This is a genomic window from Sorangium sp. So ce693 (assembly GCF_051521375.1).
Lineage (GTDB): Bacteria > Myxococcota_A > Polyangia > Polyangiales > Polyangiaceae > Sorangium > Sorangium atrum.
On record NZ_CP150347.1, the window covers coordinates 4,579,425 to 4,605,384 of the forward strand.

Annotated in this window: 19 protein-coding genes; 13 read left to right on the forward strand and 6 right to left on the reverse strand. The window is 70.4% G+C overall.

Annotated features, from left to right (window positions below; genetic code table 11):
- Window positions 1-52 precede the first annotated feature (52 nt).
- The 3 genes from WMF14_RS17320 to WMF14_RS17330 form a co-directional block, all read right to left on the reverse strand.
- Window positions 53-808 carry an alpha/beta hydrolase gene (locus WMF14_RS17320; RefSeq protein WP_437802265.1) on the reverse strand — a complete coding sequence of 252 codons (756 nt, stop codon included), beginning with the start codon at window positions 806-808 and terminating at the stop codon, window positions 53-55.
- Window positions 809-880: 72 nt separating this feature from the next.
- Window positions 881-1,822, reverse strand: coding sequence for a sulfite exporter TauE/SafE family protein (locus tag WMF14_RS17325; RefSeq protein WP_437802267.1), 942 nt, complete (start codon window positions 1,820-1,822; stop codon window positions 881-883).
- A 10-nt stretch (window positions 1,823-1,832) separates the two neighbouring features.
- Window positions 1,833-1,994, reverse strand: a complete 162-nt coding sequence (locus WMF14_RS17330) for a hypothetical protein (RefSeq protein ID WP_437802269.1) — start codon at window positions 1,992-1,994, stop codon at window positions 1,833-1,835.
- Between the two features lie 272 nt (window positions 1,995-2,266).
- Here WMF14_RS17330 and WMF14_RS17335 point away from each other — a divergent pair, with 272 nt between their 5' ends.
- The 6 genes from WMF14_RS17335 (at window position 2,267) to WMF14_RS17360 (ending at window position 11,478) form a co-directional block, all read left to right on the forward strand.
- Window positions 2,267-3,097: an NADPH-dependent oxidoreductase gene (locus WMF14_RS17335; RefSeq protein ID WP_437802271.1), complete on the forward strand. Its 831-nt coding sequence runs from the start codon at window positions 2,267-2,269 to the stop codon at window positions 3,095-3,097.
- Window positions 3,098-3,300: 203 nt separating this feature from the next.
- A complete protein-coding gene (locus WMF14_RS17340) occupies window positions 3,301-4,962 on the forward strand; it encodes an FAD-dependent oxidoreductase (RefSeq protein WP_437802272.1) in 1,662 nt (553 codons plus the stop codon).
- Entirely contained in the window at window positions 4,959-5,294 is a 336-nt protein-coding gene (locus WMF14_RS17345; RefSeq protein WP_437802274.1) for a 4Fe-4S binding protein, read from the forward strand. The genes WMF14_RS17340 and WMF14_RS17345 overlap by 4 nt, the downstream gene beginning before the upstream one ends.
- 303 nt (window positions 5,295-5,597) lie before the next feature.
- On the forward strand, window positions 5,598-7,646 hold the full coding sequence (locus tag WMF14_RS17350) for a rhamnogalacturonan lyase (protein WP_437802276.1): 2,049 nt from the start codon (window positions 5,598-5,600) through the stop codon (window positions 7,644-7,646).
- A 393-nt stretch (window positions 7,647-8,039) separates the two neighbouring features.
- Complete coding sequence (locus WMF14_RS17355; RefSeq protein ID WP_437802278.1) at window positions 8,040-9,503, forward strand: hypothetical protein; 1,464 nt, start codon at window positions 8,040-8,042, stop codon at window positions 9,501-9,503.
- A gap of 490 nt (window positions 9,504-9,993) precedes the next feature.
- Window positions 9,994-11,478 carry an IS4 family transposase gene (locus tag WMF14_RS17360; protein WP_437792250.1) on the forward strand — a complete coding sequence of 495 codons (1,485 nt, stop codon included), beginning with the start codon at window positions 9,994-9,996 and terminating at the stop codon, window positions 11,476-11,478.
- Between the two features lie 103 nt (window positions 11,479-11,581).
- On the opposite strand, the gene WMF14_RS17365 is transcribed toward WMF14_RS17360, so the two are convergent.
- Window positions 11,582-12,766, reverse strand: coding sequence for a hypothetical protein (locus WMF14_RS17365; protein ID WP_437802280.1), 1,185 nt, complete (start codon window positions 12,764-12,766; stop codon window positions 11,582-11,584).
- Window positions 12,767-13,476: 710 nt separating this feature from the next.
- Here WMF14_RS17365 and WMF14_RS17370 point away from each other — a divergent pair.
- The 3 genes from WMF14_RS17370 (at window position 13,477) to WMF14_RS17380 (ending at window position 16,001) form a co-directional block, all read left to right on the forward strand.
- Complete coding sequence (locus tag WMF14_RS17370) at window positions 13,477-14,292, forward strand: class I SAM-dependent methyltransferase (protein WP_272098264.1); 816 nt, start codon at window positions 13,477-13,479, stop codon at window positions 14,290-14,292.
- An 84-nt stretch (window positions 14,293-14,376) separates the two neighbouring features.
- The gene (locus tag WMF14_RS17375; protein ID WP_272098265.1) at window positions 14,377-15,336 is read left to right on the forward strand and encodes a TauD/TfdA dioxygenase family protein; all 960 of its coding nucleotides are present in this window, start codon (window positions 14,377-14,379) and stop codon (window positions 15,334-15,336) included.
- A gap of 89 nt (window positions 15,337-15,425) precedes the next feature.
- The gene (locus WMF14_RS17380) at window positions 15,426-16,001 is read left to right on the forward strand and encodes a c-type cytochrome (RefSeq protein ID WP_272098266.1); all 576 of its coding nucleotides are present in this window, start codon (window positions 15,426-15,428) and stop codon (window positions 15,999-16,001) included.
- 57 nt (window positions 16,002-16,058) lie between these two features.
- Here the strand turns inward: WMF14_RS17380 and WMF14_RS17385 are convergent, their stop codons facing one another.
- Together WMF14_RS17385 and WMF14_RS17390 are read right to left on the reverse strand one after the other, a co-directional pair.
- A complete protein-coding gene (locus WMF14_RS17385; protein ID WP_437802283.1) occupies window positions 16,059-18,266 on the reverse strand; it encodes a hypothetical protein in 2,208 nt (735 codons plus the stop codon).
- Window positions 18,263-20,068 (reverse strand): TolB family protein, encoded by a 1,806-nt coding sequence (locus WMF14_RS17390; protein WP_437802285.1) that lies wholly within the window; start codon window positions 20,066-20,068, stop codon window positions 18,263-18,265. Before WMF14_RS17390 ends, WMF14_RS17385 begins: the two co-directional genes overlap by 4 nt.
- A gap of 295 nt (window positions 20,069-20,363) precedes the next feature.
- Here WMF14_RS17390 and WMF14_RS17395 point away from each other — a divergent pair, with 295 nt between their 5' ends.
- The 4 genes from WMF14_RS17395 (at window position 20,364) to WMF14_RS17410 (ending at window position 25,901) form a co-directional block, all read left to right on the forward strand.
- Window positions 20,364-21,515 (forward strand): ferritin-like domain-containing protein, encoded by a 1,152-nt coding sequence (locus WMF14_RS17395; RefSeq protein ID WP_437802287.1) that lies wholly within the window; start codon window positions 20,364-20,366, stop codon window positions 21,513-21,515.
- A gap of 52 nt (window positions 21,516-21,567) precedes the next feature.
- Window positions 21,568-22,680 (forward strand): SDR family oxidoreductase, encoded by a 1,113-nt coding sequence (locus WMF14_RS17400; protein ID WP_437802289.1) that lies wholly within the window; start codon window positions 21,568-21,570, stop codon window positions 22,678-22,680.
- 55 nt (window positions 22,681-22,735) lie between these two features.
- Window positions 22,736-23,773, forward strand: a complete 1,038-nt coding sequence (locus WMF14_RS17405; RefSeq protein ID WP_437802290.1) for a sulfotransferase family protein — start codon at window positions 22,736-22,738, stop codon at window positions 23,771-23,773.
- A gap of 250 nt (window positions 23,774-24,023) precedes the next feature.
- Window positions 24,024-25,901: a c-type cytochrome gene (locus WMF14_RS17410; protein ID WP_437802292.1), complete on the forward strand. Its 1,878-nt coding sequence runs from the start codon at window positions 24,024-24,026 to the stop codon at window positions 25,899-25,901.
- Window positions 25,902-25,960 lie beyond the last annotated feature (59 nt).

A 25,960-nucleotide genomic window follows, 5' to 3' on the forward strand; every position in this document is an offset into this window, starting at 1 on the left:
CCCCGAGCCGGGCCCTGGTCGGCGCGAGGACGAGGGCCCTCGTCATGTCGATTCAAGGGCGGGGCCGCGCGTTCGCGTCGAGCCAGTCGAGCGCCTCGTCCATCACCCGTTCGGCGTCCGGCAGCGCTCCGTGGTGCGCGCCCGGCATCTCCCGGTAGACCGCCGGTATCTTGGCGGCGAGGAGCCCGCTCGCGCCCTCCTTCATGCGGTACGTGGCGTCGAGCTCGCCGCTGATCATCACCGCTCCCCGGATGCCCCGGAGGCGCGCGGCCGAGGGCGTCGTGGGCGCGCCGAGCAGCACCAGCCGCGAATACCGCTCCGGCCACCGCTCCGCGAGCCGCTCGGCGAGATAGGCACCCTGCGAGTAGCCGATGACCACGAGGTCTTCCGCCTCGCCGCCGCACGCCGCCAGCGCGTTCCGGATGCGGCCGTCCTGCTCGTCGACGTCGGGCGAGTACTTGCTGAACACCCGGTCGGCGCCACAGGGCACGTCGCCCTGGAGCCCGAGCACCCCGCCGTGCTCCCGCGCCGCCCTCGCGAAGGCCTGCACGTAGCCCATCCCGTGCCCGCACATGCCGTGAAGGAACACCATCCGTGGACACGCGCCGAGCGGCCCGGTGACGACGAACGCCGGCAAGTCGCCTGGCACGGGCACCTCGGTCGCCGTGAGCGGCGGCTCGACGGGCTGCCGCTCGACCCTCGCGGGCTGCACCGGGCGCTCCTCCGCGAGGGCTCGGTCCTCCTTGCTACACCCCGTCGTGAGCATGGCGACGCCGAGGCCGGCCAGAGCGAGAACGGAGAACTTCATACGACTGGCGTGGTGCCAGGACCGGCCGACGGCAAGCGGGGCGCCGCGCGGCGGATGCGCGGGCCAGCTGGATCAGCGGCGCCCCTGGTGGCCGATCAGGAGATGACCCAGGTCGACCGCGATCATGACGACGGTCGCGGCGACGAGCACGGCGAAGAGGAGGCGGAGGATCCGGTTCGGGAGGACGTTGGTGGTGAGCGCGCCTAGCTGGGAGCCGACGGAGGAGCCGACGAGCAGGGCCAGGGCGAGGCGGAGCGAGACGAAGCCGTGGAGCGCTTGCTCGAACGTGCCCACGGCGACGGTCACGAAGAGGAGCAGCACGCCCGTGCCTGCGGCGTTGCGCACCGAGAGCCCGAAGCCGTAGAGCAGGATCGGCATGAAGAGGACGCCGCCGCCGATGCCCATGAGCCCCGAGGCCGCGCCCAGCACGAAGCCGAGGTAAGCCATCATCGGGACCGAGACCCGCTCGAGCCCCACGCCCGGGAGATCGATGAACGGCGGGATCCGGATCCGGGTCACCAGCGGCCCCGGGATGGTCACGTCGCCCCGGGGCGCCTCGCGCCCGCGCGCCCGGAGCGCGTCGCGCGCGACGTAGACGGTCGTGAGCGAGAGCAGCACGATGAAGACCAGATCCAGGACGAGCGTCACCGCCGGGACGGGGCGGCCGAGCACCACCCACCTCCCGCGCTCGGAGAGGTAGGCGAGCAGGCGCGTCCCGGCGTCCACGCCGATCAGGCTGCCGCCGAGCATCACGAGATCGATGCGAGGCTCGCCGCGCCCGAGGTGGCGGTACTTCAGGAAGGACGCGATCGAGGTGCCGCACTTCTGGCAGAGCGCCGAGCCGACCGCGACCGGCGCGGGCACGCCCACGATCGCGATCAGCGCCGGCGTGAGCAGGAAGCCTCCGCCCACGCCGAACATCCCCGCGATGTAGCCGATGAAGAGCCCGATCAGCGCCAGCATCACCAGCGAGACGGGGTGTCCCACGCCAGCATGAAGGCTGATCTCGAGCATGGCGCCCCGCTCAGATATGGTATTCGGTGGGCGGGAGCGGCGGGGCCGCCTTGCCGGCGCGCGCCCTCCGCCGCGCCACGATGGCCTCGACGCGGTTCGAGACCCAGACGACCATCACCCCCCAGGCGAGGGGCACGAGGACGCAGAGGCTCGCATACACGACGGGGCTCATGGCGGGCAGCTCGGGGTTGGCTTGGGCTCCGGCGCGAGAACGTCAAGGCCGCAGCGAGCGCCACCCCGGCCCGGCGAGCAGCGCGGTTTTGTTCTTTATGGTGGATAGTCCATCCGTTATAACGGATACGTCCGGCTGGCGCGCTCCCACGGATCGTCGCGCTGTGCGAGCGCGGCGCCGAGGCGCGCAGAGAACAGCCTGGCATCGCGGCAGGGGAGTACGTCCCGCGCTGCGAGAGACGATCGATTGCAAGGATGGCAAGGAGCAGACCGATGAGTGATCGCGGCGTGGCGTATTACGGCGAGCGGTACGGCGGCGAGGGGCCGGCGCCGCGCTTTGCGCAGTGGAACGAGGTGATCGAGGCGCTGCTCGGGCATCGCTCGGTGCGGCGTTACGCGCCGAGGCCGCTCCCGGAGGGCACGCTCGAGCTGCTCGTGGCCGCGGCGCAGTCGGCGCCGAGCTCGTCGAACCTGCAGCTCTGGAGCGTGCTCTCGGTGCAGGACGCCGAGCGGCGGCGGCGCCTTTCGGAGCTCGCCGGCGGCCAGGCGCACGTGCGCGATTGCGGGCTGTTCCTTGTCTGGCTCGCCGATCTGCAGCGGCTCGGCGAGCTCGCGAAGCACCGCGGCGTGGGGCACGAAGGGCTCGACTACCTCGAGATGTTCGTCATGGCGGTGGTCGACGCGGCGCTCGCCGCGCAGAACGCGCTCGTCGCGGCCGAGTCGCTCGGCCTCGGCACCGTCTACATCGGCGCGCTGCGGAACCACCCCGAAGCGGTCGCGGCCGAGCTCGGCCTGCCACCCCAGGTGTTCGCGACGTTCGGCCTGTGCGTGGGCTGGCCCGACCAGGCCACCCCGGCGAGCATCAAGCCGCGGCTCCCGCAAGAGGTCGTCCTGCACCGCGAGCAGTACGGCGCGTTCGAGCGAAGCGTGGGCGCGCTCGATGCTTACGACCAGCTCATGGAGCGCTTCTATACGAAGGAGCGCATGGGCGTGCAGGGGAGCTGGAGCCGCCACTCGGCCGCGCGCGTCGAGTCGGCCCAGGCGCTGCGCGGGCGCGACCGGCTGCGCGCGGCCCTCCTGGCGATGGGGTTCCAGCTGCAATAGCCGGAGCCCGGCGGTCGATGCGCGCGAGGTGCCGCGGAGGTGCGCCCGGAGCAGCACCTTGGCAGCAGCCCTTGGTGCCTCTCCAGCAATCAGGGAGCCGCCCACCGGATCGGCGCCGGGAAACAGGCGATGGCATGTCGGCTGCAATTGCGCTGGAGAGGGGCGGACAAGGCAGCTGGCCTGAACAAGGGAGCCTTCCCATCATGAGCGAGGAACTGGAGCCTGAGGGCGAGGGCGGACGCGTCCTCGACGGGAGCGACACGCTGGCGCTGGAGGCCGACGTCCTGGTGATTGGCGGCGGGCCCGCCGGGACGTGGGCCGCGCTCGCCGCGGCGGCGAAGGGCGCGCGCGTGGTGCTCGCGGACAAGGGGTATTGCGGCAGCAGCGGCGCCACGGCGCCTTCGGGGGTCGGCGTGTGGTACGTGCCCCCGGTCCCCGAGATGCGCGAGGCGGCCAAGGCGAGCCGGGAGGGGCTTGGCGGCTTCCTCGCGGACCGGGGCTGGATGGACCGCGTGCTCGACAAGACGTGGGCCAGCGTGAACGACCTCGCGACCTGGGGTTATCCATTTCCGGTCGACGACAGCGGGCAGCCCGTCCGCCGCAGCCTGCAAGGCCCCGAGTACATGCGCCTCATGCGCAAGCGGGTGAAGCTCGCTGGCGTCCGCATCCTCGACCACAGCCCCGCGATCGAGCTCCTCGTCGACGGGAGCGGCGTTGTCGCCGGGGCGGCCGGCGTCTGCCGGCAGCTCGGGCACAGGTGGGTGGTAAAGGCCGGGGCCGTGGTCATCGCCACCGGCGGCTGCGCCTTCCTGAGCAAGGCGCTCGGCACCAACGTCCTCACCGGCGACGGAGGGCTGATGGCCGCCGAGGCGGGCGCCGAGATGTCAGGGATGGAGTTCTCCAACGCCTACGCGATCGCCCCGGCCTTCGCGTCGGTCACAAAGACCCTCTTCTACAACTGGGCGACGTTCTATTACGAGGACGGGCGCGTCATCGAGGGGGCCGGCTCGCAGCGCGGCCGGTCCGTGATCGCGGAGACCCTCCTCACCCAGCCGGTCTACGCCCAGCTCGACAAGGCCGACGAGGCGCTCCAGGCGTGGATGCGCACGGCCCAGCCGAATTTCTTCCTTCCCTTCGATCGCGCCGGCATCGACCCCTTCCGGCAACGGTTCCCGGTCACGCTGCGGCTCGAGGGCACCGTGCGCGGCACGGGCGGGATACGCATCACCAGCCACGGCTGCGCCACGTCGGCGCCGGGGCTCTACGCCGCCGGAGACGCCGCGACGCGAGAGCTCATCTGCGGCGGATTCACGGGCGGCGGCAGCCACAACGCCGCGTGGGCCATCTCCTCCGGCCAGTGGGCCGGCGAGGGAGCGGCCCTGTTCGCGCGCAGCGTCGGCCCGCGCGCCGGCCGGCGCGCGGTGGAGGGAGTTGGCCGAGCCGCGCTCCCGGCGGCGGGCGGGACGAGGCCGCTCGACGCGGAGGGGGTGATCCGGTCGGTGCAAGACGAGGTGTTCCCGTACGACAAGAACCTCTTCCGCACCGCGCAGGGGCTCGCGGCCTCGCTCGACAGGCTCGATGGGCTGTGGAGGGACGTGCGGCAGGCCTGGCCCGGGGCGGCGGTGCGCGAGGCCGTGCGGGCGCGGGAGAGCGCCGCGATGGTGGCCACCGCGCGCTGGATGTTCAACGCGGCGCGCGCGCGCACCGAGACGCGCGGCATGCACAAGCACAAGGACCACCCCGGGCTCGATCCGGCGCAGCAGCGGCGGCTGATCACCGGCGGTCTCGACCACGTGTGGGTGCGCCCCGAGTCGCCCGCGCCGGCGTCGATCGGCGCGGCTGCGGCGGAGGTGCAGGCGCCATGATCGAGCTCGTCAGCGATGCCCGGTGCATCGGGTGCGATCTCTGCGTCGAGGTCTGCCCCACCGACGTGTTCGACCGCGTCCCGGGCGGCGCGCCGGTCATCGCCCGCCAGGGCGACTGCCAGACTTGCTTCATGTGCGAGGCCTACTGCCCGGTGGACGCGCTCTACGTGGCCCCGGAGGCGGAGCGGCCAACCGCGGTGGACGAGGGACAGCTCGAGGCCTCCGGGCTGCTCGGGAGCTACCGGGCCGCGGTGGGGTGGGGCACCCGGCGCAAGCCGGGCGCCGCCGCCGACCAGACGTTCCGCGTCCTCTCCGTCGCTCGGCAGCGCTAGCAGCGCCGCGCGCGTCTCCGCGTGCCGTCACGGCAGCATCCCCATCCCCACCACAACCGTCCTTGCGGCGAGCCGTTCGAGCGCGAGCACCTGCTGCCCCGAAGGGGCTCGGGCCAGTCGAGCCCGTTGTCCTCAGGTGCATGGCGGTAAAATTTCAATGCACGAGAAATCGTGCGTCCCGTGCAATTCTCGTGACTGACTTCGTCCTGCTCTCACAACCTGGGTGAGAAACGAGGCCACCATTCCGCTCACGGCCGGGAGGCGAGGCGCCGACCGGACGATGAGGGGCCGCGCGAGGTATGCATGAGACGATCTAATTTCTTCGTTTGCTTTTCGCTCGCTGCCGCTCACCTGGCATGCGGATCGAGCGGTGATTCCGGAACCGGCGCGGGCGGCGCTGGCGGGGAGGGCGCTGGGACGGGCGGCGGCGCGACCGGCGCGGCGTCCAGCGGCAGCGGCAGCGGTAGCAGCGGCAGCGGCAGCGGCGCGGGCACCAGCGCTGCGTCCGGCAGCGGCGGCGCCGGGACGAGCGCCTCGACCGGCAGCGGCGGCGCGGGCGGCGGCGCGGGCGGCGGGGCGCCCACGGGGTTCGCGCAGATGGAAGACCTCGACCGCGGTGTCGTGGCCGTGCCCACGGACGGCGGCACGTACGTGGGCTTCCGCCTGTTCGGCTACGACCCCGACGACATCGCGTTCAACGTCTACCGCGACGGCGCCAAGGTCAACGACGCGCCGCTCACGGACTCCACGAACCTCGTGGACCGCGGCGGCTCTCCGAGCTCGGTCTACACCGTGCGCCCCGTCGTCGGCGGCGTCGAGCAAGGCGAGTCGGAGTCCGCGTCCGTGTGGAAGGATGGATACCTGTCCATCCCGACGACGCCGCCGCCCGCAGGGGACGGCTACACGTACTCGAGCGGCGATGGCAGCGTGGGAGACGTGGACGGCGACGGGCGTTACGAGATCATCCTCAAGTGGGATCCGTCGAACCTCCAGGACAACTCGAAGGCCGGCCGCACCGGCAAGACCTACCTCGACGCTTACTCGCTCGACGGCAAGCGGCTCTGGCGCATCGATCTCGGGGTGAACATCCGGGCCGGAGCGCACTACTCGCCGTTCCTCGTGTACGATCTCGACGGCGACGGGAAGGCGGAGGTGGCCGTCAAGACGGCGCCGGGGACGCGCGATGGGAGGGGCGAGTACCTGAGCAAGGGGCCCGCGGCCGGCGATGACGATTCCAAGGATTACCGCAACAACGACGGCTATATCCTCACCGGCCCGGAGTACCTCACCGTGTTCGCCGGCGACACCGGCGCGGAGCTCGCCACGACCGAGTTCAAGGTCGGGCGCGGCGACGTGTGCAGCTGGGGCAACAACGAGTGCTACGGCAACCGCGTCGACCGCTTCGTCGGCACCGTCGCGTTCCTCGACGACACGGGGCGCCCGAGCGTCGTGTTCGGGCGAGGCTATTATGCGCGCACGACGCTCTCGGCCTGGAACTACCGCGACGGCGCGCTCTCGAACCTCTGGACGTTCGACTCCAGCTCGAGCCGCGCCAACGAGGCGTTCGGCGGCAAGGGCTGCCACTCCATCAGCGTCGCGAACGTGGACGACGACCCGCAGCAGGAGATCATCAACGGCGGCGCCACGTTCGACAACGACGGCAAGGGCCTCTGCGCGGTGAACTACTATGCTCACGGCGACGCGCTGCACGTCACGGATCACATCCCGTCGCGCCCTGGACTCGAGGTGTTCCAGCCGTACGAGGGCAGCGAGTCGCCCGCCTACGCCATGCGTGACGCCCGCACGTGCGAGGTCCTCTGGAAGGGGCCAGGCAACGGCGGCGAGGAGGGCCCCGGCCGGGGCGTGGCTGCGGACGTCGACCCGCGCAGCCCCGGCAGCGAGGCGTGGGTCAACAACAGCGAGCTGCTGGGCGGCTCGGACGGCGATCGCGTCGGGAACCGCCCTGCGTCGAGCAATTTCCTCATCTGGTGGGACGCTGATCTGAGCCGGGAGCTCCTCGACGGCAATGGCATCCGCCAGGCCGACGGCCAAGGGGCGAACTTCACGGCCGCCGGGTGTACCTCGAACAACGGCACGAAGAGCACGCCGACGCTCAGCGCCGACCTCCTCGGCGACTGGCGTGAAGAGGTGATCTTCCGCTGCGGCGATTCCATCCGCATCTTCACCACGAACCAGGCCGCGACGAACCGGATCTACACCCTGATGCACGATCCGCAGTACCGCGTGGCCATCTCGTGGCAAAACGGCGCCTACAACCAGCCGCCTCACCCGAGCTTCCATATCGGGGAGGGGATGGCCGCGCCGCCGAAGCCGGATATCCACGTCCGCTGAGACTCCGGCGCTGGCAAGTCGCCTCGCTCGACTCGATATCTGAAGCCGACGGCCTGGCTACCGAGTCAAAACGCGTCGAAAGGGCCGCCCTCACTGCACAGCCTGCCTGTGAGCGTTCACATGTTGATAAATACACGGTTACAGTACATTCGTTAACACCGTTGACGAAGTTCGCGTGCCGCTGGTAGAGTGGTGTTGCCTGCCCGAGGTGAGGCGGGTTGCGCCTGACGGACTGAGCCTAACGGCCTGAGAGCCTGAGAGAGCGACATGCGATTTATCGACTTGCACCAGGGTTCTGCGACCGAACTCCGTACATCGCGGCGGGGCCTGGCCACGCTCGCCGCGCTGGCCGCGTTGTTGCTCAGCGCGTGCGCCGGTGACGATGGCAACTCGTTGAGCGGCGCGTCGGAGGGCGGCGCGGGAGGACCCGATGCGACGGGCGGGACGGGCGGCGCGGGCTCGCAATCGAGCGTGAACTCAGGCTCGGGCGCGGGCTCGGGTGCTGGCTCGCAGGCGAGCACGGGCGCGGATTCGGGCTCGGGCGCGGTCTCGGGTTCTGGAGGCGCCGGTGTCGGCGGCGGTCCGGACGACCATCCTGCGTACGACCACTGCGAGAGCGGGTACATGCCTCACCCGAGCGACTCGGATCCCAACATGAAGGATGGCCCGGCGGAGTTCTTTCCGCCCGGCAACAACGATCCGAACATCGTTGATACGACGGTGCAGCCCCAGGTCCTGGACTGGATGTATGAAAACAGGTGGCAGGACGCCCACGTCGAGTGGCACGCGATCCGCGCCTGCAACTTCGGTGGCGCCGGGAGCAAGGTGGGCATCTGCGACTTCAAGCAGCTGGTCCCGAAGGATCAGAACTGTCAGACCGCCGGCGACGGCTATCAGTTCCTCGTGTTTCACCGCCACATGATCCAGGCGCTGCAGCAGCTCTGGCCGAATCATAAAGAGCAGTTCACCGGCTTCACCAAGTTCCCGACCAAGGCGGAAGACGTGCCGCCCCAGTGGCGCTCCGCGTGGAAGAACTGGGACGCGGACGCCCTCGCCGCCGGGAAAATCGGCGATGAGATCGACAAGCCCGAGAACCTCGCGAGGTTCAAGGACGAAGGCGAGCTCGGCTTCTGGCTTCAGTGCAACGTGGGTCAGAAGCTGGCGGGGGCGGCCAGCATGCCGTGGGTGGGGCTCCACTTCGTGCTGCACGCCAAGTGGGCGCGGCCGGGCAACACGACGCATGGTGTGAACAACACCAGCGCGAACATCGACAACTACATGTTCTGGAAGCTCCACGGCTGGATCGACAACGTGTGGGAGAAGTACCGGCTCGCCAAGGGGTTGTTGCCGACGGACAAGAAGCTGAAGGACGATCTCGTCGCGCAGTGTCGCGAGATGGATACCGAGATCAAGATCATCAAGGACAACCTGGACCCCGAGGACGTCAGGGATCCCAATGCGCCTTTGCCGGTGGAGTCCGGGTACTTCCACGAGAAGGTGCGGCCCATCTTCGAGAGCGCGACGAACCTGTGCAGCGGCTGCCACGCCGAGTCGGGCGCCAACGCGGGGCTGTCGCTCGGTGGCCACCTCAGCTCCAGGGAGATCGTCGACGGTCTGGTCAACGTGCCCTCCCGCGACGGCGGCCAGTTCAAGCTCGTCGTCCCGGGCGACCCCGACCACAGCTGGCTCTACCTCAAGGCGGCCGGCAAGGCGGAGGGCGCGGGTTGCCAGCAGACCTCCACGGCGCAGTGCATCTCGGGCGTGATGCCGCCCAGCACGGGGGGGCCGACCGTCAGCCCGGCGCAGCTCGAGATCTTGCGTAAATGGATCGCGGACGGCGCCGCGGGACCGCCCTGATCCTGGCGAGCGCTCGAGGTCGGCGGGATCTGATCTGCCGACCTCGAGGGTGAAGAGCCAAGTTCGTCTCAGGCCGACATTGGGGGCTCCGGGGCGCCATCAGCGCCCTTCGCCCCGCACCCCGAGGCGTCAGAACATGCCTGGGGCGCTCCGCCTCCCTCCTGTCTAGCATTCCGCACCTCGATCTCCGCCGTGAGCGGCCGCGTCGCTTCTGCGGGCATCGGCGCAAGGCACCGCGCTCGGTTCCGCGCCCACGGCAGGCCCCCGTGACCGAGGCGTTAACCAAGCTTCGCGCCGCGTTCTCCTACCTCCGAACGTGGCCGTTTACGTGGTCGTGGTCGTTTACGTGGTCGTGGTCGTGGTCGTGGTCGTCAACGATAGGCCGTGAACGACCACGACCACGACCACGTAAACGACCACGACCACGACCACGACTGAGGATCCCGCACATTTTTGATCCGTTTCGGACGCGCCAAGCGTCTGAAATATCATGGGAAATCCCGATGTACCGGAAGCGATGCCGTCGATCGTGCGCGAGTTCGAGACGGTGCAGCTGGGCGACGCGCGCCTGCATCAGCGGGTCCGGGCTGTGGTGGCGCGGCTGAGCGTGGCGCCGGGCGAGAGTTTCCCGGACTCGCTGAAGACAGAAGCCGAGCTGGAGGGCTTCTACCGGCTCCTTGGCAACAAGCGCGTGTCGTATGGTGCGCTGGTGCAAGCCCACAGCGAGCAGACCCTCGGGCGGATGGCCGGTCACGACACGGTTCGTGCGGTGCATGACACCACCGCGGTCGCCTTCGACGGCGACGGAGCACGCAAAGGGCTCGGTCCGCTCAACGGCAAGGACACCCAGGGCTTTTTGGCGCACGCGACGCTCGCCGTGGCCACCGACGCGATCAACCAGCCGCTTGGACTGCTGGGCCTTGCCTGCTGGGCCCGCAAAGCCTCCGCCCTCTCCAAGAGCCCACGCAAGAAAAACAGGACGGGCAGCGACTATGCGCGCGTGGCCGACAAGGAGTCGACGCGCTGGCTGCGGCAGGTGGAGGCGGCCGAGCAGGCCGTGGGCGACCGCACGTCGCTGCTGCACATCATGGACCGCGAGGCCGACGCCTACCCGCTTCTGTGCGCCATGGTCGAGCAGGGCCACCGCTTCGTCGTGCGCATGGCGCGGGATCGAAACGTGTCGGAACTGGCCGAGGACGAGGAAGAATCGCTCGACGACAGCGCACGGCTGCGGCTGAGCGAGGCGCTGGTCGAGCTGCCGATCCGGCTCAGTCGCGAGGTCGTGCTCACCCAACGCCGCGCCGGCCCTGTACCGGCGAGCAAACGCGCGCACCCCGAGCGCTCGGAGCGGATGGCCACGCTGGGCGTCGGCGCGCGGCGCGTGGCGCTGCGCCGTCCCTACTACCTGCCCGAGCTGGCCGAAGAGCTCGCGGTCAACGTCGTGGTTGTGCAGGAGATCGACCCGCCAGCGGGCGAAGAGCCGGTGGCGTGGGTGCTGGCCACCAACGAGCCCGTCGACACGCCCGACCAGATCGGAGCGATCGTCGACCATTATCGGGCACGGTGGCTCATCGAGGAGTTCTTCAAGGCGCTCAAGACCGGCTGCGCCCTCGAGACGCGCCAGCTCGAGAGCTTCCAGAGCCTGACGAACGCGCTGGCGCTGTTCGCCCCGATCGCGTGGCAGATGCTGCTGCTGCGCTCGCTGTCACGCCTTGAGCCCAACGCGCCTGCGGAACGAGCCCTGAACCCCACGCAGCTGAAGCTGCTGCACCAGCACCAGCCCAAGAAGTTGCCGGCTCAGGGGGCGACGGTAGTCGATGCGCTCTACGCCGTTGCCGGTCTTGGTGGACATCTGAAGCGCAACGGTCCCCCCGGCTGGCTGACGCTCGCGCGCGGAATGCAGACCTTGCTCATGCTGGAGACGGGCTGGAACGCCGCCCTTGCCAACGCAGCGAAAACTAAGGGGGAAATGTGATCAATCCTCAGACGACCACGATAACGTTAACGTTAACGTTAACGTTCAGGTTGGTGACCGATGGTGAGGTGAAGGGGGGGAGACCGACCCAGGCGAGTCCGTACTAGGGGCCCGGAGGCGGGTAAGTGTCTTCCTTCATCTCCTGGATCCAGCGCGAGACGACCTCCACTCCCGTCTCGTCGACCTTGTGCGTCCCGATCCGCGGCATCTGCCCTTCGAAGCCGCGGAGCACCTGGCGGGCGACAAGCAAGCTGCGCGACGGGTCTCCCGGCCGGATGTCGTACCAGTTGGCGGGGTCGGGGTTCGGGAGCCCCTCGTACTTCGCGTTTTCCGCGGGGCGCTTGTTGATGGCCGTCCGGGCGGCATCCGTGGCCATCACGCTGCCGAGCTCGCTCGCCTCGAGCCGCAGGTACAGGCCCGTCTTCTGGCCCGCCGACTCGGGCAGGTCGTTGTGACAGCTCACTCCGCAGTTGGCGTGAAGGTAACCGAGCGCCTGGCGCTCCACCTCGTTGCCCGGAATCGTGAGGGCGAGATTGCTCGCGTCCGCGATCACGCCGAGCTCGACCAGCGTCTCGGGCGAGAGCCCCTGGGCGCCGGAGCCGAGCATCAGCGCGTCCCAGCCGAGGACGTAATCGGCGCGTCCGACGTGGCACTCCTTGCACTGATCGCGGTTCGGCACGGTGTGGCCGGTGCCGTAGAGATCTTCCACGCCGAAGTCGTTCTGCATCTGGATGGCCTGCTTCTCGTCCTCGGACCACACATAGCTCGTGTAGACCCAGCCGGCCGCCGTCTTGCGCAGGAGGCGAGTCTCCGCGAGGCGCAGCGCGCCGCCCGCGCCCGTCACGCTGAACTCCTTCCAGAACTGCGTCCCCTCGGGGTAGATGAACGCGTCCGGATTGCTGGTGTCCACGTGCTGCCCTTTCGGGATGGAAACGAAGCGCCGCTTCTTGGCGCCGTCGCTCCAGAGCTCCACGGCAGGCTTGTACTCGAGCACACCGCACGCGAGCTCGCGCTGATCGAAGTTCCCGTAGAGCCCCGTACAGCGCAGGTTCACCGGCAGAACGCCGTCGATGGGCGCAGCGCAGTCCACGTCGGTGGGCATCGCGAACTCCGCGCAGCTCGGGCCTCCACCGCCGCCTGCGCCGCCTGCGCCGCTCGCTTGCGCGCCCGATCCGCCGCTGCCGACCGTGGTGCCCGACCCCCCTTCGCCCTCGGGCTGCGCCTGCCCGCCGCCCGAGCTACATCCCGCCGCGAGCAGCAGCGCGCCGACGAGTGAACCGTTCCTCACGACATGAAAAAGCATGCGCGCAGTCTGCCACAGGAGAGGAGCGCTTGGGAGCGTGGAGTCACGCCTTCGCCATGCCGCATCGCGCATCGCGCTCGCGCGGCGCGCTTCATCCGGTCAGCGGTCGTCTGCTGTCGGTGCTGTCGGAGGGATGTGAACGTCGATCAATCGACGATCGAGCGGGCAGCGTGGCGGCGGGTCCGATCTGCTGTCGGAGGGATGTGAACGTCGATCAATCGACGATCGAGCGGGCTGCGCAGCGGCGGGTTCGACAGAGCCGATGAGGGCAGGGCGCCCCCTGAAAATGTGAACCTATCGAATGGTCCACTCTTGCTGTACACAGCGCGTCCAGCGCTGGATCGTTCAGGGCCCGAACACCCGGCATCGTCTGTGCGCCGCGCTCTTGCGCCGCTCCGGCACCCACGCTCGCGCTGCCGCAGCGGGCGCGGTGCGGCCTCGGCAGCAGGCGCTGCTGACCGCGTGCTCGTGACGCAGCACCTGGCGCGCGAAATCCGGCCGAAGCGCGTGGAAATGCCTGGCACGGTGTGTGCGATCACGATGACCAAGGACCAACGACCAATGACCAACGACCAACGCCCACGACGACGGCGCGCGTCCGAGCCGCGACCCGGCACGGAGGGCGCGGCGGTGCGCCGCCCGGGCCGTCACCCCGCCGAGTGCGCCCGAGAACAACCTTTTCACGGAGCCGTCGCATGAGTGGTCTCAGTCTCGTCTTCGATACGCCCCAGCTCGCGCAGGACTACGAGGTGCGCAGCGCCGATCGGCAGTTCCGCCATGGAAAGCGGCTGATCGCCGAGCTCGGCGTCCGCCCCGGCGAGCACGTGCTCGACATCGGCAGCGGCACCGGGCTGCTCGCAGAGCATGTGGCGGGCCTCGTCGGGCCGACCGGCAAGGTGCTCGGGATCGACCCGCTGCCGCTGCGCGTGGAGATCGCCCAGCAGAAGGCGAAGGCGAACCTCTCCTTCCAGGTCGGCAACGCCTACGCGCTCGACGGTTTCCCCGCCGGCAGCTTCGATGTCGTGTACCTCAACGCCGTCTTCCACTGGCTCCCCGAGAAGACCGAGCCGCTGCGGCAGATCCACCGCCTGCTCAAGCCGGGGGGCCGGCTCGGGCTCACCACGGGCGCGAAGGATCACCCGAACCGCCTGCAGGCCATCAAGCGGGAGGTGCTCTCGCGGGAGCCCTACGCACGTTATCCGGAGTCCCGGGATGGGACGCCCCACTGGGTCACCGCCGTGGAGCTCGCCGGCTTGCTCGGGGGCGCCGGCTTCACCGTGCAGAAGATCGAGGCCCAGGAGAACGTGCACCATCAGCCGGACGGGCGCTCCGCCATCGCCTTCTCGCAGGCGAGCTCGTTCGGCAACTTCCTCGGCCACCTGCCCGAGTCGCTGCGCAGCCAGGCCATCGAGGACATCCAGCGCGAGCTCGAGGCCTTCCGTACGCCCGAGGGCATCCGGCTCGAGGGGAAGCGGCTCTTCGCCATCGCACACAAACCGGCGTCGCACTGAGCTGACAGGTCGATAGCCGACCCCTGCACCGCGACGCCATTCCAGCATCTTTATCGCTTTTCTCTGCCACGAGGAGAACTCCGCATGAGCGCCACACAGAACCACAGCAACAACGTCCTCGAGATCGTCCCCGTCGCCGGCCGGATCGGCGCGGAGGTGCGGGGCGTGCGCCTCAGCGCCGATCTCGACGCCACCACCGTGAGCGAGATCCGGAAAGCCTGGCTGCGACACAAGGTCATCTTCTTCAGGGGCCAGCACCACCTCGACGACGCCTCGCAGGAGGCGCTCACCACGCTGTTCGGCGCAAAGCCCGTCGCGCACCCGACGGTGCCCGTGGTCAATGGCACCGATTACATCCATGAGCTCGACTCGCGCGAGGGCGGACGCGCGAACTCCTGGCACACCGACGTCACGTTCGTGGACGCCTACCCGAGGGCATCAATCCTCCGGGCGCTCGTGATCCCGGCGTATGGCGGCGATACGGTCTGGGCCAACACGGTCACCGCGTACCAGGATCTGCCGCCCGCGCTGCGCGCGCTCGCGGACACGCTGTGGGCGGTCCACAGCAACGAGTACGACTACCAGGGGCGGAAGCCGAACTCGTCGTCGGACGACCTGCGGCGCTTTCAGGAGGTGTTCACGTCGACCGTGTACGAGACCGAGCACCCCGTCGTGCGTGTTCACCCGGAGACCGGGGAGCGGTCGCTCGTGCTCGGCCACTTCGTCAAGCGGCTCGTCGGCGTCTCGTCCCACGACTCGGCGCACCTCTTCCAGGTGCTCCAGGAGCACGTCACGCGCCTCGAGAACACCGTCCGCTGGCGCTGGGCCGCGGGCGACGTGGCGGTCTGGGACAACCGCGCCACGCAGCACTACGCGATCAACGACTACGGCGATCAGGTCCGCGTTGTGCGCCGCGTGACGGTGGACGGGGACGCCCCCGTCAGCATCGACGGCAAGCGCAGCGTCACCCGCAAGAAGGCGCAGCGCGCCGCCGCCGCGAGGAGCGAGAGCGCCGGCGTCGCCGTGGCCGCGGCGAGCGCGTAGTCGCGCCGAGCCGGGGCGCCTCCGCGGGCGTCAGGGGATCCTTGACGGCCGCGGACGCGTGCGCTTCACCTGCGGCGGAGGAGTGCCCCGTGGGTCCAACAAGCAAGCGCGACGACGCTCGAGACGGAGCGCAGAGCACGGCGCACGTCGTGGTGATCATGCTGATCGTGGCCTTCGGCGTGCTCGCGCTGCCGTGGATGGTCCTCCGGAAGCTGGACGCCCGGACGCCGACGGGCGGCGTGGCGGCCTCCGGCGTCCCGGACGAGGACCTCGCCCAGGGCGGCAAGATCTATTATCGCTCGTGCGCCAATTGCCACCAGGCGAGGGGGGAAGGGAAGCCGGGCCGCTATCCGCCCCTCACCGGCTCCTCCTGGCTGCTCGAGGACAAGGAGACGCCGATCCGGATCACGCTGCTCGGCGCCGCCGGTACGATTGAGGTGAACGGCGCGCTCTACAACGACGTGATGCCCAACCTCGGCGTCACGCTGTCGGATGAGGACGTCGCGCTGGTGCTCACCTACGTCCGGTCGAGCTGGGGGAACAGCGCGCCCGCCATCACGCGGGACGAGGTCGCGAAGGTCCGCGCCTCGCTGGGAGATCGGATGGAGCCCTGGGCCGGCGGCGCGGCGCTGTCGGCGGCGCGGGAGACGCGCGTCCTGCACTGAGGAGCGCGGGCGATCGGAGCGGGCCGCCGGGGAGGCGCTTCCAGGCGCCGAGCGCGGTCACTCCCGAACGGGCTCCTGCAGATCCACCCCGAAGTGCTCGCGGTAGCCCCGCCGCGCGGCCTCGCGCAGCTCGTCGTCGCCGCGGCTGAACTGCTCCTCGAACGCCTGCGCGTACGCCTCGGGATCGACCTCCCGCGCGCCAGAGCGCAGCCTCTTGCCGGAGAGCGTCTCGAGGACGATCGTGGCCACCCGGTGCTCGGCGCCGCCGCGCGCCACGACGCCGAAGGGGAACAGGTGCACGAGCGTGAGCTGCGGCGGCGCGTCGCCGGCCGTTATCTCGGCGATGTACGCGGAGAGCTCGCGGCTCACGCGGTCCTGCGCCTCGTCGGAGAAGCCGGCGAGCAGCTCGGTCACCGCGGGCGAGAGGGGCAGGTGAGGGCCGTCGATCTGGTGCTGGAGCTCGTGCCGCTCGGTGCCGGCGAGCACGGCCCGCTCCAGCGTGGAGCCCAGGCGCTCGCGCAGCTTCGCGAGCGCCGCGTCGCAGCGCGCGAGGGCGCCGGCGTTGGCGCCGGCCGCGCCGTCCGCCGCCGCGTGGCACGTCGCGCCCTCCTTGTCGAACCGCTCGGCATACGACCGCACCTCGGAGCCGAGGACGAGCGCGAAGGGATCCTGGTCGCGCGAGAAGCCGAGGTGGACGCGGGGCTCGCCCGTCATGGGCTCGACGAGGAGCGTCGCGAAGCGGTCGTCGCCGACGCGGTAGGCGTGGACCTCCTTCACCCGGTAAGGCGTGGTGTAGAAGCGCCGCGTGGCGCCGTCGGTCGAGACGCCGAGGTGGACGGACGCGTCCAGGTAGTACCCGAGGCCGGCGCGTCGCGCCGCGTCGTTGGCCTCGGCGACGAGGCGGCCGAACGCGCGGCCGGAGAGCTCGAGATCGTCCACCTGACCGGCCAGCGTCGCGAGCGCCGCGGCGACGTCCTTGCCGTCGGGCTGCGCCCTGGCGACCGCGAGCATGTCGCGGCTGCGCGCCCTGGTCAGCACCTGCGCCTCCGCGCCCGTGCCCTGCGCGTCGCGAGCGTGCGCGTCGCGGGCGATGCGCGCGCGCTCCCAGCTCGGCAAGAGCTCGCCGTACACCTTGTCCCATTCGGTCGTGGGCGCGCCGAGCCTCCAGTCGACGCCCTTCGGCGTGGGGCGGCCGAGCACGAGCAAGGCGCCGAGCAGCGCGGCGACCGACGCCGCGGCCGCGCCTGCCGCTGCGATCGGCCGCGCGCCGCCGCCGCCCGCGCTGGCCCCGATGCCTGGTTCCAGCTCGGCTTCGGGCACCATCACGCCGAGCGCGAGCACCTCGATCGCGGAGGCGAGCACCGCCACGACCGCGGCGAGCAGGAGGGCGAAGAAGGCGACGGCGCCCGCCTCGACGCCCCAGCCGCCCGAGAGGAACGCGCGGTACACGAAGAGCAGCATGAGGCCGGGCATGGCCCACACGGCCGCGATCGCGAGGCCAGGGTGCTCGCGCCGGGGCACGCGGCGCACGTAGGAGAGGCCCAGCAGGGCGATCGCGAGCGGGCCGAGCACGAACAGCAGGACCATGCCGTAGCCGAGCTGGAAGCGGGCGTCGGGCAGCGTGGCGACGAGCACGGCCGCGCGCGCGATCGTCTGCGCGGGGATCTCGCCGCGGGACGGCCAGAGATAGAAGACGAGCGCCGCGGCCACCGACGCGACGAGCAGGGCGCTGCCGCCCTTGCGCGCCCGCGCGTGGAAGCGCAGCACCACGCCCGCCGCGGTGAACGCGAAGACCGCGAGGAACGGGGCCGGCCGCGTCAGCAGGCTGTCCGGCAGCGGCAGCATGTCCCACGCGGAGCTCCGGCGGCCGATCCACACGGCGACGTTCACGGCCACGAACGCCGCGAGCACGGCGATCGCGCGCGACGTCGGCCGCTCGACGAGCAGGCCCGCGCGCCGCTCGGTGCGCGCGCCGAGGAAGAGCAGCCACAGGCCGGCGATCGCGGGCGCGAGCGCGGCGACCTGGGCGGCGGGCGCGAGCTCGGGGAGCACGCTCCACACGAAGATCCCGTGGCCGTAGGCGACCTCGTACGGCACCAGCGCCGACAGCGCGAGCGCGAGGCCGCTCCACAGGCAGCGCGCGCGCAGGCGCTCGGCCGACATGCGGTAGAACATCGCGGTCGCGGCGCTCTCGTCGCCGGGAGGAGCGGCGGCGTCCTGCGGCAGGGCGCTGGCGTTCTGCGGCGGGACGAGGGGCGCGCTCACGGCTCGACCGCCGCGCTCGCGATGCGCGAGATCGACCGCTTCTGCGGGAACACCGGGTCGCGGTACCGCACCTCGAACAGCACGCGCTTCCCATCGGCGGAGAACCGCGGCACCCGCTCCGCCGCGGAGCCCACCGTGAGCTTCTTGATCTCGCCCGTGGAGAGCGCCAGCACGGCGATGTCCGTACCGCCCGTGCCCCGCGTCTCGAACGCGACGCGCGCGGCGTCGGGCGAGAACGCGGGCCACGAAGCGCCGCCCGGGGCCGCGTACACCTTGCGGCGCCACGTCGCCGTGTCGATGACCGCGATCCCCGGCTCGTCGCCGTCGACGACGCACACGATCTTCGTCCCGTCGTTCGACGCCGCCGGGTTGCGCAGGTCCTCCCCGGGCTTCGCGCGGAACGGGCGCTCGATCGACAGCGGCTGCTTGCCCACGTCGACCACCGCGAGGTGCGGCGCGTCGTCCTCCGACGCGTCGGGTACGTAGACGAACACGAGCCTCGTCTCGTCGAGCCACGCGAACCCGCCGAGCGACTGATTCTCGGTGTGAAAGCCGAACACCTCCTTGCCGCCGTCGGTGTCGAGCACCATCAGATCGGCCTGCGCGCCCGCCTCCGGGCGATCGTAGACAGCCACGAACCTGCCGCCGGGGGCGAGCTTGGGGTCGACGAACCGGTGCTCCGGGTCGACGCGCACGCGCTTGCTCTGCCCGGATCGGTCGACGACCGTGATCGTCTTCGCCCAGCCGAAGAAGTCCTCCACCAGCGCGGCCCGGTCGCCGTCGCGCTGCGACGACGGATACGAGTACACGTGATAGCCCCTCCACATCGGCTTGACCGCGCCGGGATCCGTCGTCGGGACGGCCGGCTGATCGAGCGGCCGCCACTCGACCGTCTCCAGCGCTTCGCTGCGGGCGAGGTCCCTGGACCTCACCGAGTGGAACACCGAGACATCGGCCGTCTTGACGAAATACCCGCCCTCGGCCGTGCCCACGAGCAGGTCCTCCGCCGCCTGGGGCGACAGGAACGTCACGCGCCCCTGCTCCTCGGCCTCGACCTCCTTCGCGCGGGCGGCGTATGCGGCGGCGGCCCGGTCGAGGTTCGCGGCGCGGTCCTTCACGAACCTCCGCGCCGACGCCAGCCGCTCCAGCAGCTTGATGTCCGATCCCTCCGTGATCTCGCGCACCGAGGGGTGGTCCATGAGCTGCGCGATCACGGCGTCGAGCGCCTGGGACGCCATGGAGTTCGCGAGCAGCGCCATCGCGCGGTCCTTCTTCGTCGCCCCGGAGTAGCCGCGGATCCGCCCCTCGGTCGATGTGCCCTTGTCCAGGGACGTGAGCGTCACCGGCGCGTCGACCCGGAGCTCGAAATACCCCTCCTTGACCGGGTGCTCCACGATCTCGGGCGCGAGGCGCGCCTCGATGATGAAGCCGGCGCCGAGCGCCCTCGCGGCCTCCTTCGGGTCCTTGGCGCTCTCGAGCGCCTTCACGACCTTCGGGTCGCCGCCCTTCACGGGATCGAACCCGAGCTCCGCGAGGTGCTCACCGAGCTCGTCGGCGAGCCTCGCTGCGGGCTGCGACCCTTCCCACCAGTAGCCATCGAGATCGATCGCCACGAGGATACGCAGCGGATCGGTCGTGGTCATCGAGCGGAAGGCGAGGAGGCCCGCCGCCGCGATCACGAGGCCGAGCACCGCGAAGACCGGCCAGAGCCTGCGCTTCGGCACGAGCGCCTCGAGCGACTCCGGCGGTTCGGCCTCGGGGGCGGGGGGCTGCGCGTCGGTCGGGGGTCGAGGCTCCTCCATGGAAAGGGACGTGCCCTATCCGCGAGAGGGCGTAAAGCTGCGTGAGCGTGGCGCGCGGGAAGGACGCTGGCCGGGCTGCCCGGGAGTCCGCACCTCTTACGGCCCGCCTGCCGACGCTGCATGAACAGGAGGGGAGGGGCCGGCCTCGGGAGGAGCCCCGCCTTCGGGCTGGCCACCCCCCATGACTGCCTGACCATACTCTCCCGGCGCGGGGGACTCGAGATTGGCGTGAATTCCCGGGAGGCATGCGTCGTGCAAGCGGGTCCAGACCTGCTCTTCATCAACGAGGAACCTGATGACCACCGCACATGCTTTTCGCCGCACGCTTGCATATCGCCTCTTCGCCCTGCTCGCGCTCCCCGCTGCGGGTGGCGCGACCGGCTGCGTCACCGCCATGAGCAGCTGTCCCGACGAGCCTGAGCCCGTCTCCAAGGTGGCCTGTTTCGCGTGGCCGCAGGAAGGCGCCGGCGGCGCTGGGGGTGCCGGTGGCGCAGGCGCCGGCGGGGGCGAGCCTGTCGCGTGCCCCTCGCGGCCGGAAGCGCAGGAGATCCTCAATCAGTCCGCCTTCGGGTCGCACAGCGTCAAGAGCGATGGAGCCTTGCAGGACGGGCAGTGCTGCTATCAGACGTACTTCATCCCGATGTGCGAGGGGCGCCCGTACCTCGTCGAAGAGGCAGCGCGGACAGCGCCGTTCGTCCGCGCCCGCGGGAGCGCCGGCTGGGGCGCGGCGGAGGCCCTGACGCCGCGGATCGATCATCTCAGCGCGGACCTGCGGGAGGCGCTGGCCGCGGCGTGGACGAGCGACGCGCTCTTCGAGCACGCATCCGTGGCCTCGTTCGGCCGCTTCGCGCTCGAGCTGCTCGCCGCGGGCGCGCCGGCCGATCTCGTGGAGGAGGCGCACCGCGCGGCGCTCGACGAGGCCCGCCACGCGCGCCTCTGCTTCGCCCTCGCGAGCGCCTATGCGGGCGAGGCGATCGCGCCCGGCGCGTTTCCCTTCGACGGGCGGGTGGAGGTCGAGGCAGATCTCGCGTCGATCGCGGCGCGCGCCGCGAAGGAGGGCTGCATCGGCGAGACCATCGCGGCGGTGGTCGCGGCCGAGGAGCTCGGCGCCGCGGAGGACCCGGCGGTGCGGAGCGCGCTCGCGATCATCGCGGCGGACGAAGCGCGGCACGCGGAGCTCGCGTGGGGCACTGTGGCGTGGGCGATCCGCGCGGGCGGCGAGCGCGTGCGCGCGGCGGTGGAAGAGGTGTTCGCGGGGCTCGGGCGCGCGGAGCTCGGGGGAGGCGACAGCGCAGGAGGTGCGCAGCTCGCGGCGCACGGGCGGTTCGGCGCCGCAGCGCGCGGCGAGGCGGCCGCGCGCGCGATCGAGGAGATCGTGCGGCCGGCGTCGAGGTTGCTCCTGGCAGGGCGCCCGTACGAAGCTGCCCAGAGCGCGATGATGGCTTGAGGGCAGGGGCCCTTCCGCTCGCCCTGGCCACGCGATACGCTCCCTCTCCGCCATGAAGGAAGCGCATCTCGTGACCGGGGCGACGGGGTTTATCGGCGGCGCGCTCGTCCTGGAGCTGCTGCGGCGGACCGATGACGACATCGTGGCGATGGTCCGACCGGGCGACACCGGGGCGGTCGAGAGGTTCCGCCAGTCCATCCATCACGCTGCAAGCCTCTACGAAGCGACCGATGTGCTCGCGAAGCTCGACAGGTGCCGTGTCGTCGCCGGTGACGTCGTCGAGCAAGACTGCGGCATCCGCGAGCCGATCGGCGCTCGCGTCGCGCAGGTGTGGCATGTGGCCGCATCGCTGCAATACGAGAATCGTCACGTGGACGTCATCAGGGCGACCAACGTGGAAGGCACCCGCCGCGTCCTCGCCCTCGCGGGGCAGCTCGGGGCGGGGACGTTCAATTACATCAGCACGGCGTACGTTGCAGGGCGCGCGACGGGGGCGATCCCCGAGGTGCGGAGCCGCGGCAACGCGACCAACAACCACTACGAGCAAAGCAAGATCGACGCCGAGACGCTCGTCGCCTCCTGGGCGAACGGGCGCATTCGTATCTTTCGCCCCAGCATCGTGGTGGGGCACAGCCGCACGCTCGGGGCGACCTCGTTTTCGGGCTGTTATGGCTTCTTTCGGCAGCTCGTGCAGTTCCGCGGGATGATCGAGCGCACCCAGAAGGGCTTGCTGTCGCGATCCCCCGTGCGGATGAGGGTCGACCCGGATGGCGACCTGAACCTCGTTCCGGTCGATGCCGTCGTCCAGGAGGCCGTCGGGATCGCCCTCCAGGACGCGTGCGAGGGTGTGTTTCATCTGACGCATCCATTCCCATGGAAGACCGGCGCGACGGTGCGCGCGATGTTCGAGCTGCTCGGCATGCACGCGCCCATGTTCATCGACCGGCGTGACGACTTCTCCTGGCTCGACCAGCAGCTCGACAAGCGAATGGATTTCTACGGTTCGTACATCATCGGTCACAAGCATTTCGAGCGAATCCGGACGGACGCGGCGCTCCGGGGGCACGAGCGTTTTGCGTACGCCGAGGTGCCCCTCGTGGCGCTCTGCCAGTGGTACCATCAGGTCCTCGAAGAGACCCGCAAAAATCTCCCGGTGGCTCGCTGACATGAGCGCGCTGACACCGCTATTCATCGTGGGAACGGGGCGTTGTGGGTCGACCATGCTGTCGAACCTCGTGCGCCGACATCCGGACCTGCTGAGCATCTCCGAGTTCTTCTCGCTGGCCACCGACCTCGGTGGACGGATCTCCCTGTGTTTCCCGGACCATCCGATCGACGCGGACGAGCTCTGGCGGATCGTCGCGGGCATTCAACCCAAGCTGGCGACGATGCGGCGCCACGACGTCATGATGGACGAGGTGCTGTATCGGCCGGCGACGCTGCCATGTTTCGGGGGCGTACCGGGCGTGCCGGCCATCCTGGAGACCGCGCTTCCGCATCTGTGCGACGAACCGGAGGCGCTGTTCGCCGACCTCGAGCGCTTCGTCTCCACCCTGCCCGTGGCGCCGGTCGGCCAGCACTATCAGCAGGTGTTCGGGTTCCTCGCTCACCGTTTCGGCAAGCGAACGTGGGTCGAGCGTTCCGGGGGCTCGTTGCGGCTGGTTCGCCGGCTGATCAAGAACTTTCCCGACGCTCGTTTCGTACATCTGGTCCGTGACGGCCGCACCTGCGCGATCTCGATGAGCCGTCACCTCGGGTTTCGCATGGCGTTGATCGCGGTTCAGCTGACCGAGATCCTCGGCGTCGATCCGTGGGAATCGAGGGACCGCGCCTACGTGGACGACGTGCCCGAGGAGCTGCTCCCGTTCTTGCCCGAGCGCTTCGATCGCGAGGCCTTCCTGCGCTACGAGACGCCGCTGCCGCTGTGCGGCCATTACTGGTCCGGCGAGATCGTGACAGGGCTCGACGAGCTCTCGGCCGTCGCGTCCGGGCGGCTCTTGACGCTTCGCTACGAGGACTTCGGCCGAGCGCCGCGCCCGACCATCGCTCGCCTGATGGAGTTCATCGGCGTCGACGCCGATGACGCCTGGATCGAGCGCATGGCGGGCATCGTCCGACCGGCGCGCTCGCGCTTCACCGAGCTCGCGCCCGGAGAGCGACGCGCGTTGATGGACGCGTGTCAGCCTGGCTTCGCCGCGCTCGCGGAGCTGTATCCCACCGAGATCGCGGAGGCGGCCGTGGGCGAGGTGCCAGCCTGATCGCCGCGTGTGGAACGACGGCAACACCTGGCCTTTTCAGCGTATCTATTTTGCGTCTCCCAGCACGATTCCGGCAGTCGGAAGTCTGTGCCCTGGGCGGAGACTGCTGATCCTGCTGCATGGACGCGCCCCCTGAATTCGGCGCGTCTGCTGCGATCTCGCTGATTTCGGGGAGAGGTGTCGTCGTCATAGGCCCGGCGCACGACCCCGGCAACCGTCTTGCATAGCCGCGCCGGTCGCAGGAGGCACAATGAAAGCTCACTTCGGCGCGGGGTTCACCGCGCTCGTCGCCATGATTGCGGCCATCGCCGGGTGCACGGTGCTCGACGGTTATGACGATCTCCCGTGGGACGACACCGAGGGTTTACCGGACTCCCCGACGCGAGATCGATCCCCCAAGGTCTCCGCGGTGCCGCCTCCCCCGATCAGCGGCGGGACGCTTCTTGTGACCACCGACAAGGCGTTTGCCATTGCGGCGGATCCGGACCGCGACAGGATCTCCATCGTCGATCTCGTCAGGTCCAGGGTGCACGGGATCCTCCCCCTGGAGAAGGACGACGAGCCCGGGCGTGTGGTCGAGGGGGCGGCTGGCTCCGTTCATGTGGCGCTCCGCCGCGGGGGCGCGGTGGTCACGATCGATCTCGCGACCAAGAAGATGCACCGCAGGCCCGTGTGCCCCGCGCCCCGCGGGCTCGCCTATGACGCGTCGACAGACCTGCTCCACGTCGCGTGCGCGGGCGGCGAGTTCGTGACGCTCTCTTGGGACGTCGCGGCCCCGCCGGTCCGCGAGCTCCGCCTCGACGGCGACCTGCGCGACGTGGTCGTCGAGGGGGACTCGCTCCTCGTGAGCCGCTTCCGGTCCGCCGAGCTCCTGGTGGTCGCGAAGGACGGGACCGTCGTCGAGCGCATCAGGCCGCTGGCGTACATCCCGGGTGCGCTGTACGACGGCGCGAACGACACGCGCGAGTTCGCGCCGGCGGTGGCGTGGAGGACGGTCCCGCTGCCTGGGGGCGGTGTGGCCATGGTGCACCAGCGTGCCCTCGTCACGCCCATCGAACCTGCGGGGGCCGGCAGCTACTACTCGACGGATTGCAGACAGAGCGTGATCCATACGGCGGTGACCGTCACGCGACCGTTGCACAGCGAGGGCCATCCGTCGGACCTTGTGCTGTCCAGGCATGGTGTGGGCGGCATCGGGGTAGGGGTGCTCCCCGTCGACATCGCTGTGTCGCCGGATGGGCTCAGCGTGGCGATCCTGCAGGCGGGCAGCCGCGATCTCGTCGTGACGCCGCTCGAGACCCTCGAGCGGGAGGACGGGATCGAACGCTGCGCGCTCGCCCCAGACCAGGACCGCCCCTTTATCGGCCCCAGCGGCGAGCCCATCGCCGTCAGCTACTTCGGAGCGAACAAGCTGCTCGTGCAGCTACGGGAGCCGCCGGGCATCCTGAAGGTCTCGGCCCTCGACGGCGTGAAGTTCGGCATGATCGAGCTTCCCGGTGAGAGCCGGCTCGACGATGCCCATGCCCTCTTCCACGGCAACCGCGGCGGAGCCCTCTCCGTCACCTGCGCGTCCTGCCACCCGGAGGGGCATGAAGATGGTCGTGTATGGAACTTCCAGCCCGTCGGACCGCGCCGCACACAATCCGTGTCAGGCGGCGTCCTCGCGACGATGCCGTTTCACTGGGATGGTGACCTGGGATACTTCACGGGCTTCATGGAGGAGGTGTTCGTGAAGCGGATGGGTGGCTCGCTTCCGGACGGCGAGCACCTCGACGCGTTCGCGGCGTGGCTCGACACGATCAAGTCCCTGCCCCGGTCGAAGCCGGCCGACGAGGAGGCCGCCGCGCGCGGCGAGGCGCTCTTCAACGACCCGACCCTGGCGTGCGCGACGTGCCATTCCGGCGAGACGCTCACGAACAACCAGACCGTCGACGTGGGCACGGGCAAGCCCTTCCAGGTGCCCTCGCTCCGCGGGCTCGCGGCGCGCGCTCCGTACATGCACGACGGCTGCGCCGCTACGCTCCACGACCGCTTCGGCCCGTGCGGTGGAGGGGACCGACACGGCGTCACCTCGGCGCTCGCGCCGGCTCAGATCGACGATCTCGTCGCGTACCTCGAGACGCTCTGACCCGATGGCTCCCGGCCCGCGCCGGGCGCCTGTCGCACCGCCGCGAAGCGCCCGGCCTT